Source organism: Streptomyces sp. NPDC048353 (assembly GCF_055587165.1).
The window spans coordinates 38,260-45,503 of sequence record NZ_JBVJGU010000012.1; the positions used below are offsets into that span (position 1 = coordinate 38,260).

5 protein-coding genes and 1 riboswitch are annotated in these 7,244 nt (G+C 75.9%); all 5 genes read right to left on the reverse strand.

Annotated features, from left to right (window positions below):
• Positions 1-2: 2 nt before the first annotated feature.
• Positions 3-1,466: a cobyrinate a,c-diamide synthase gene (locus tag ACZ6RC_RS31460; RefSeq protein WP_469589700.1), complete on the reverse strand. Its 1,464-nt coding sequence runs from the start codon at positions 1,464-1,466 to the stop codon at positions 3-5.
• Positions 1,460-2,068: a cob(I)yrinic acid a,c-diamide adenosyltransferase gene (gene cobO, locus ACZ6RC_RS31465; protein ID WP_391140535.1), complete on the reverse strand. Its 609-nt coding sequence runs from the start codon at positions 2,066-2,068 to the stop codon at positions 1,460-1,462. The genes ACZ6RC_RS31460 and cobO overlap by 7 nt, the downstream gene beginning before the upstream one ends.
• Positions 2,068-4,173 carry a putative cobaltochelatase gene (locus ACZ6RC_RS31470; protein WP_453615007.1) on the reverse strand — a complete coding sequence of 702 codons (2,106 nt, stop codon included), beginning with the start codon at positions 4,171-4,173 and terminating at the stop codon, positions 2,068-2,070. The genes cobO and ACZ6RC_RS31470 overlap by 1 nt, the downstream gene beginning before the upstream one ends.
• 208 nt (positions 4,174-4,381) lie before the next feature.
• A complete protein-coding gene (locus ACZ6RC_RS31475; RefSeq protein ID WP_391140533.1) occupies positions 4,382-5,890 on the reverse strand; it encodes a cobyric acid synthase in 1,509 nt (502 codons plus the stop codon).
• A complete protein-coding gene (locus tag ACZ6RC_RS31480) occupies positions 5,887-6,870 on the reverse strand; it encodes a cobalamin biosynthesis protein (protein WP_469589706.1) in 984 nt (327 codons plus the stop codon). Before ACZ6RC_RS31480 ends, ACZ6RC_RS31475 begins: the two co-directional genes overlap by 4 nt.
• A 35-nt stretch (positions 6,871-6,905) precedes the next feature.
• Positions 6,906-7,044, reverse strand: a riboswitch (cobalamin riboswitch).
• Between the last annotated feature and the right edge of the window lie 200 nt (positions 7,045-7,244).

Consider the following 7,244-nt stretch of genomic DNA (forward strand, 5'->3'; position numbering starts at 1 on the left):
CCTCATGCCACGGGGCCGTTCGCGCAGTGCTCCACGAACCGCACGGCCGCCGCGGGAGCGCCCGCCCAGTGGGTGTGCACATAGCTCGCGTGCACGCCGCCCCGGACGAACCCCTCCACCCGCCGCTCCGGCTGCCGCAGCCCCCAGGCGGGCCGCTCACCCGCCCCCGGCTCGATCACCGTCCGGTGGAACTCGTGCCCCCGCATCCGCACCCCGTTCGCCGCCAGCGGGCTGTCGCTGATCGCGACCGCGTCGCGGTAGCCGAGCGTCAGCCGCTCCGACATCCGCGCGTCCGCGTCGAGCACCCCGCACATCGGCTTCCCGTCGAGCGACCGCGCGAGGTACAGCAGCCCGGCGCACTCGGCGGCGACCGGCGCACCGGAACGCGCCAGCTCGGCGACGGCCGCGCGCAGCGGCTCGTTGGCGGACAGCTCGGCGCCGTACATCTCGGGGAACCCGCCCCCGATCACCAGGCCCGAGGTCCCCTCGGGCAGCGCTTCGTCCCGGAGCGGGTCGAAGGTGACGACCTCCGCCCCGGCCGCCCGGAGGAGTTCGGCGTGTTCGGCGTACGAGAACGTGAAGGCGGCGCCCCCGGCCACCGCGACGCGCGGGCGCGCCGCCCCGAAGGAGGGCCGTGCCGCCTCCCCGCCGCTGCCCGCCGGACCGAGCGCGCCTCCACCGCTCCCGGCGGACGCCGGACCCACCGCGCCCTCTCCGCTCCCCGCGGCGGCCGACCGCACCGCCCCCTCGGGGCTCCACACCTCGGCCCGCAGCTCCGGGGCGCTGCGCGCGAGAGCCAGCAGCGCCTCCAGGTCACACCCCAGGCGGACCTGCTCCGCCTGCGCCGCGACCGCCTCCACGGCCTGCGCCTGCCGCTCGGCCACCGGCACCAGGCCCAGGTGGCGCGAAGGCGTCGCGACGGCGGGCGCCCGGCGCAGCACGCCCAGCACCGGCACGCCCGACTCCCCGAGCGCCTCGCGCAGGAGGTGCTCGTGCCGGTCGGTCGCGACCTTGTTCAGGATCACCCCGCCGATCCGCACCTCCGGGTCCCACGACGCGAACCCGTGGACCAGCGCCGCCACCGACCGGGACTGCGACGAGGCGTCCACGACCAGCACCACCGGCGCCTTCAACAACTTCGCGACCTGCGCGGTCGACGCCAGCTCACCCTGGTCGGCGGCCCCGTCGTACAGGCCCATGACCCCCTCGACGACCGCCAGGTCGCAGCCGCGCGCCCCGTGCGCGAAGAGCGGCGCGACGAGGCCCGTACCGCACATGTACGCGTCGAGGTTGCGGCCCGGGCGGCCCGTGGCCAGCGCGTGGTAGCCGGGGTCGATGTAGTCGGGGCCGACCTTGTGCGGGGAGACGGCCAGACCGCGGCCGGCGAAGGCGGCCATCAGACCGGTCGCGACCGTGGTCTTGCCCGCGCCGGAGGACGGCGCGGCGATGACGAGACGTGCTACCACTCGATGCCCCGCTGGCCCTTCTGACCGGCGTCCATCGGGTGCTTCACCTTCGACATGTCGGTGACGAGGTCCGCGAAGTCCACCAGCTCCTGCGGCGCGTTGCGCCCGGTGATCACGACGTGCTGCTGCCCCGGCCGGTCGCGCAGCACCTCGACGACCTCCTTGGTGTCGATCCAGCCCCAGTGCAACAGGTACGCGAACTCGTCGAGGACGTAGAACTTGTATGTCTCCTCGGCGAGGTCCCGCTTGACCTGCTCCCAGCCCTCGCGCGCCTTGTCCTCGTGCGACTGCTCGCCCTCGGCGACCTCGCGCTGGATCCAGGACCAGCCCTCGCCCATCTTGTTCCAGGTGACGGGGCCGCCCTTGCCGGTCTCGCCGAGCGCCTTGAGGGCGTTCTCCTCGCCGACCTTCCACTTGGCGGACTTGACGAACTGGAACACCCCGACCGGCCAGCCCTGGTTCCACGCGCGCAGCGCCATCCCGAAGGCGGCGGTCGACTTTCCCTTGCCGACGCCGGTGTGCACCATCACCAGCGCGCGGTTGCGGCGCTGACGGGTCGTGAGACCGTCGTCGGGAACGACGGTCGGCTGTCCCTGCGGCATTAGGCGGCCTTTCTCGTAGAGCGGCTGACTTGTACGTCCCTGACAAGACCGGCGATCGCGTCCGCCCGCAGCTCGTCCAAGGTCACGGCGGTTCCGCCCAGGGCGCGGGCGAGGTCCCCGGCGAGCCCGAGCCGCACCGGCCCGCTCTCGCAGTCCACGACGACGGAGGCGGTGCCGTCGGCGGCGTGCAGACGCGCGGCGCGGGCGGCCAGCGCCACCGGGTCCCGGCCGCCGCCGGTCGCCCGGCCGTCGGTCACCACGACGAGCAGGGGGCGGCGCGAGGGGTCGCGCAGCCGCTCGACGCGCAGCACGTCGTGAGCCTTCAGCAGACCGGCCGACAGGGGCGTACGGCCCCCCGTCGGAAGCAGTTCGAGCCGGGCCGCGGCCGCGTCGACCGACGAGGTCGGCGGCAGCGCCACCTCGGCGTCCCGGCCCCGGAAGGTGACCAGGCCGACCTTGTCGCGGCGCTGGTAGGCGTCGAGGAGCAGGGAGAGCACGGCCCCCTTGACGGCGCTCATCCGCTGCCGGGCCGCCATCGACCCGGACGCGTCCACGGCGAAGAGCACCAGATTGCCCTCGCGGCCCTCCCGGGTGGCCTGCCGCAGGTCGTCCCGCCGCACCACCAGACCGGGGCCCGAGCGGCCGCGCGCCTTCTGGTGCGGGGCGGCGGCGTGCACGGTCGCGGTCAGGTGCAGCTTGGTCAGCGCGCCCCGGGGGCGTACGGAGCCGGTCGTCCTGCCGTGTTCGGTACGGGCCCGGGAGCGGCGCCCGGCCGCGCCCTCGCCGAGTCCGGGCACGCTGAGCATCTTCGTACGGAACGGCTCGGCGGCCCGGACGGCGCCGCGCTCGCCGGCGCCCCCGCCGGGCGCGGGCGCGGGCTGCGCCGCCGGCTCGTGCTCGGCCGCCGGTTCGGGTGCGGGGGACGTGCCGGGCTCGGGGCTCCGCTCGGGCTCGCTCGCCGGAGTCCGCTCGTCCGGTCCCGTGCCCTCGGGCCCTCCGGCCTGCGGCGGCACCCCGCCACCGCCCCCGTCGGGCCCGTCGTCCGGGCCTTGGCCGTCGGGGCCCGGGCCCTGCGGGTCCGGGTCCTCGTCCTCGTCCGCGAACCGCTCCAGCGTCTCGTCCAGCTTGTCCTCGTCGAGGCCGGGCGCGTCGAAGGGGTTGCGCCGGCGGCGGTGGGGGAGGGCGAGCAGCGCTGCCTGCCGTACGTCGTCGGAGGTGACGTCGGTCCGGCCCGCCCACGCGGCGAGCGCGGTCGCCGTGCGGGCCATGACGATGTCGGCGCGCATGCCGTCGACCTCGAACGCCGCGCAGGTGGCGGCGATCCGCAGCAGCGCCCCGTCGCCGAGCCGCACCTGGGGGAGGAGCGCCCGCGCGGCGGTGATCCGGTCCCGCAGCGCGCTCTCCTCGTGGTCCCAGCGGGCGGCGAAGGCGGCCGGGTCGTCGTCGAAGGCGAGCCGACGGCGCACGACCTCGACCCGCTGCTCCGGCTCGCGGGAGGCGGCGACCTCCACGGTCAGTCCGAAGCGGTCCAGCAACTGCGGCCGCAGCTCGCCCTCTTCGGGGTTCATGGTGCCGACGAGGAGGAAACGGGCCGCGTGCCGCACGGAGACGCCTTCGCGCTCCACGTACGACGAGCCCATGGCGGCGGCGTCGAGCAGCAGGTCGATCAGGTGGTCGTGGAGGAGGTTGACCTCGTCGACGTAGAGGATCCCGCGGTGGGCGTCCGCGAGGAGCCCCGGCTCGAAGGCCTTCACGCCCTCGGCGAGGGCCCGTTCGATGTCCAGCGCGCCCACCAGCCGGTCCTCGGAGGCGCCGACGGGCAGTTCGACCATCCGGGCGGCCCTGGCCGCGGCGGGCGCGGTCTCGTGCGGCCCGTCCGGGCACCCCGGGTCGGGGGAGGCCGGGTCGCAGCTGAAGCGGCAGCCCGCGACGACCGGCACCTCGGGCAGCAGGTCCGCCAGCGCACGGACGGCCGTGCTCTTGGCGGTGCCCTTCTCGCCGCGTACGAGGACACCGCCCACCGCCGGGCTGACGGCGTTCAGCAGCAACGCCAGCCGCAGGTCGTCCATGCCGACGACGGCGGTGAACGGATACCGGGTGCTCATCGGGCGGTCACTCCTTCAACTCGTGGGGATACGGCGGGTGGGGCGGTCATGGACGGCCGGGCGGTCACGGACCAACGGGCGGTCGCGGACCAACGGGCGGTCGCGGACGGCCGGGCGGTCATGACGGCCCACGGGTCCGGGACCGGCCCTCCGGTCGCGGACGGAAGGGTGGCCACGGCGGGCCGGGCGTCCGCGGGCGGCCGGGGGGTCACGGCGCGCCCGGCGGGATGAACGGCAGGCCGGGCGGCGGGCCGTTCTCGATGAGCCGCAGCAGCGCGTCCGTGTCCGCGTGTTCCTCGATCAGGTCGCCGAGCCGGTCGAGCTGCTCCTCGCGCAGGGCGTGGAAGCAGGTGTCGGGGGCGGGGACGAAGCGGCGGCCGGCCGCGGCCGCGACCTCGCGCAGGAACGCCCGGCGGAAGCCGTCGCTCTCCAGCGAGCCGTGCCAGTGGGTGCCCCAGACGGAGCCGACCCGGCAGCCGTCCAGGAACGGCTCGCCACCCTCCACCCGGGCGACGCCGTGGTGGATCTCGTACCCTTCCACCCGCTCGCCGAGCGCCTCGCCGACCGGCCGGGCCAGGGTCTTCTCCGGGGCGAACCGGACGTGGACGGGCAGCAGTCCGAGCCCGTCGACGACGCCCGCCCTCGACTCGACCTCGTCCTCGATGCGGGCGCCGAGGGCCTGGAAGCCGCCACAGATGCCGAGCACCGGCCGGCCCTCGGCGGCGCGCCGCGCCAGCGCGTCGGCCAGGCCGCGCTCCCGGAGCCAGGCCAGCGCCCGGACGGTCCCGCGCGTGCCCGGCACGACGACGAGATCGGCGTCGGCCAGTTCCTCGGCGCGGTCCACGAACCGCACGACCACGCCCGGTTCGGCCGCCAGCGCGTCCACGTCCGTGAAGTTGGACATCAGCGGCACGGCGCACACCGCCACCCGCAGCACGTCCTCGCCGACCGGCGGCGCCACGACCGACTCCCGGACCGCGCCGCGCAGCGAGACCCGCAGCCCGTCCTCCTCGTCGATGCCGAGGCCGTGGGCGTAGGGCAGGACGCCGAAGGTCCGCCGTCCGGTGAGACCGAGCAGCATGTCGAGGCCGGGTTCGAGGAGCGAGACGTCACCGCGGAACTTGTTCACGAGAAAGCCCGCGATCAGCTCCTGGTCCTCGGGCGCGAGGAGCGCCGTGGTCCCGAAGAATTGGGCGAACACCCCGCCCCGGTCGATGTCGCCGACCACCAGGACCGGCAGCCGCGCGGCCCGCGCGATGCCCATGTTCACGATGTCCGTGCGCCGCAGGTTGATCTCGGCCGGACTGCCCGCCCCCTCGCAGATCACGGCGTCATACGTGCCCCGCAGCTCCTCCAGGCACGCGAGGACCGGCTCGAAGAGCTCCTTCTGCCGTCCCCCGTGGTAGCCGCGCGCGCTCAGTTCGCCGACCGGCTTCCCCATGAGCACGACCTGGCTGGAGCGGTCGCTGCCCGGCTTGAGCAGCACCGGGTTCATCAGCGCGGTCGGCTCCACCCGCGCGGCCTGCGCCTGCATGGCCTGCGCGCGGCCGATCTCCGCGCCCTCCCTCGTCACGAAGGAGTTCAGGGACATGTTCTGGCCCTTGAACGGCGCGACCTTCACCCCCTGACGCACCAGCCAGCGGCAAATCCCCGCCGTCACGACGCTCTTGCCCGCGTCGGACGTGGTCCCGGCGACCAGCAGCCCCCCGCCCGTCATCCGTGCCTCCGCTTCCTCTGCCGCGCGCCCGCCAGGGCCCGTCCCGCCACACAGACCGCCAGCGTCAGCCAGGTCACCCGGCGCGACAGCCGTACCGCACGCTCGATGTCCGCCACCTCCACCGCCCGGCCCTCGCCGTTGAGCACGGGCCGGTGTTCCACCCGCCCGCCGTACGACAGCGTCCCGCCCAGCCGTACGCCGAGCGCGCCGGCGAACGCCGCCTCCACCGGGCCCGCGTTGGGGCTCGGGTGGGCGGCCGCGTCGGAGCGCCAGGCCCGCAGCGCGCCCCGGGGGTCGCCGCCGGCGACCGTCGCGAGCAGGGCCGTCAGCCGCGCCCCCGGCCAGCCGGCGAGGTCGTCGAGCCGGGCCGAGGCCCAGCCGAAGCGGCGGTACGTCGGGGACTTGTGGCCCACCATCGCGTCCAGGGTGTTGACGGCCCGGAAGCCGACCAGCCCCGGCACGCCCGCGATCGCGCCCCAGACCAGGGCGCCGACGACGGCGTCGGAGGTGTTCTCGGCGACGGACTCCACGACCGCGCGGGCCATCGCGGGGCCGTCCAGGGCCTGCGGATCGCGGCCGCACAGATGCGGCAGCCGCTCGCGGGCCACGTCCAGGTCCCCGGCGGCCAGCGCCCCGCCGACGGCGCGGGCCTCCCGGCCCAGGGTCGTACCGCCGACGACGGCCCAGACGGAGGCGGCGGTCAGGGCGGCGGACGCGGCGGGCCGGTCGCGGACCGTACGGGCGGCGAGGGCGCCGAGCACGGCCGTACCGCCCACGCAGACGGCGGTGTGCAGCGCGCCCCAGCCGCGGTGGTCGCGGCGCAGAAGGCTTTCGACGGCGCCGGCGGCCCGGCCGAAGGCGGCGACGGGGTGGCCGCGGCGGGGGTCGCCGAGGAGCAGGTCCGCGGCCAGGCCGGCGGCGGCGCCGTACGCGAAGGCGCCCGGGGGCGCGGATACACCGGTGGCTCTGCGGCCAGGCATGGCGCTGTGTCCTCACTCAGGGTCCGCGCCCTGGCTCGACGTGACCGGCGGTGAGAGTTCCTGGCTCCCGGGGGTTGCACCCCGGTCACAGTGGCGGGACCGCGCCGGATTCGCACCGGACTTCCTCTTCTGCCGCCGTATTGGCCCCGAGAGTCCACCACGGGGCGCGAACGGCCGTCAACTCACCCTTGACCTGCGACAGGAGAGTGTGCGAAGCCCCACAGCGACGACGACCGGGCGGGGGGGGGGGGGGGGGGGGGGGGGGGCCCCCCCCCGGGGGGGGGGGGGGGGGGGGGGCCGGGGAGAAAACTAAGAGACAACATAACCAACCCCCCCCCACCCCCAAAAACAAACAACCACCCCCCCCCCCCCCC

What these genes read in the sequence shown, in the direction of transcription:
- cobO (WP_391140535.1), bottom strand. Translation starts at nt 2,068, where the DNA reads ATGCCGCAGGGACAGCCGACCGTCGTTCCCGACGACGGTCTCACGACC.
- ACZ6RC_RS31470 (WP_453615007.1), bottom strand. Translation starts at nt 4,173, where the DNA reads ATGAGCACCCGGTATCCGTTCACCGCCGTCGTCGGCATGGACGACCTG.
- ACZ6RC_RS31475 (WP_391140533.1), bottom strand. Translation starts at nt 5,890, where the DNA reads ATGACGGGCGGGGGGCTGCTGGTCGCCGGGACCACGTCCGACGCGGGC.
- ACZ6RC_RS31480 (WP_469589706.1), bottom strand. Translation starts at nt 6,870, where the DNA reads ATGCCTGGCCGCAGAGCCACCGGTGTATCCGCGCCCCCGGGCGCCTTC.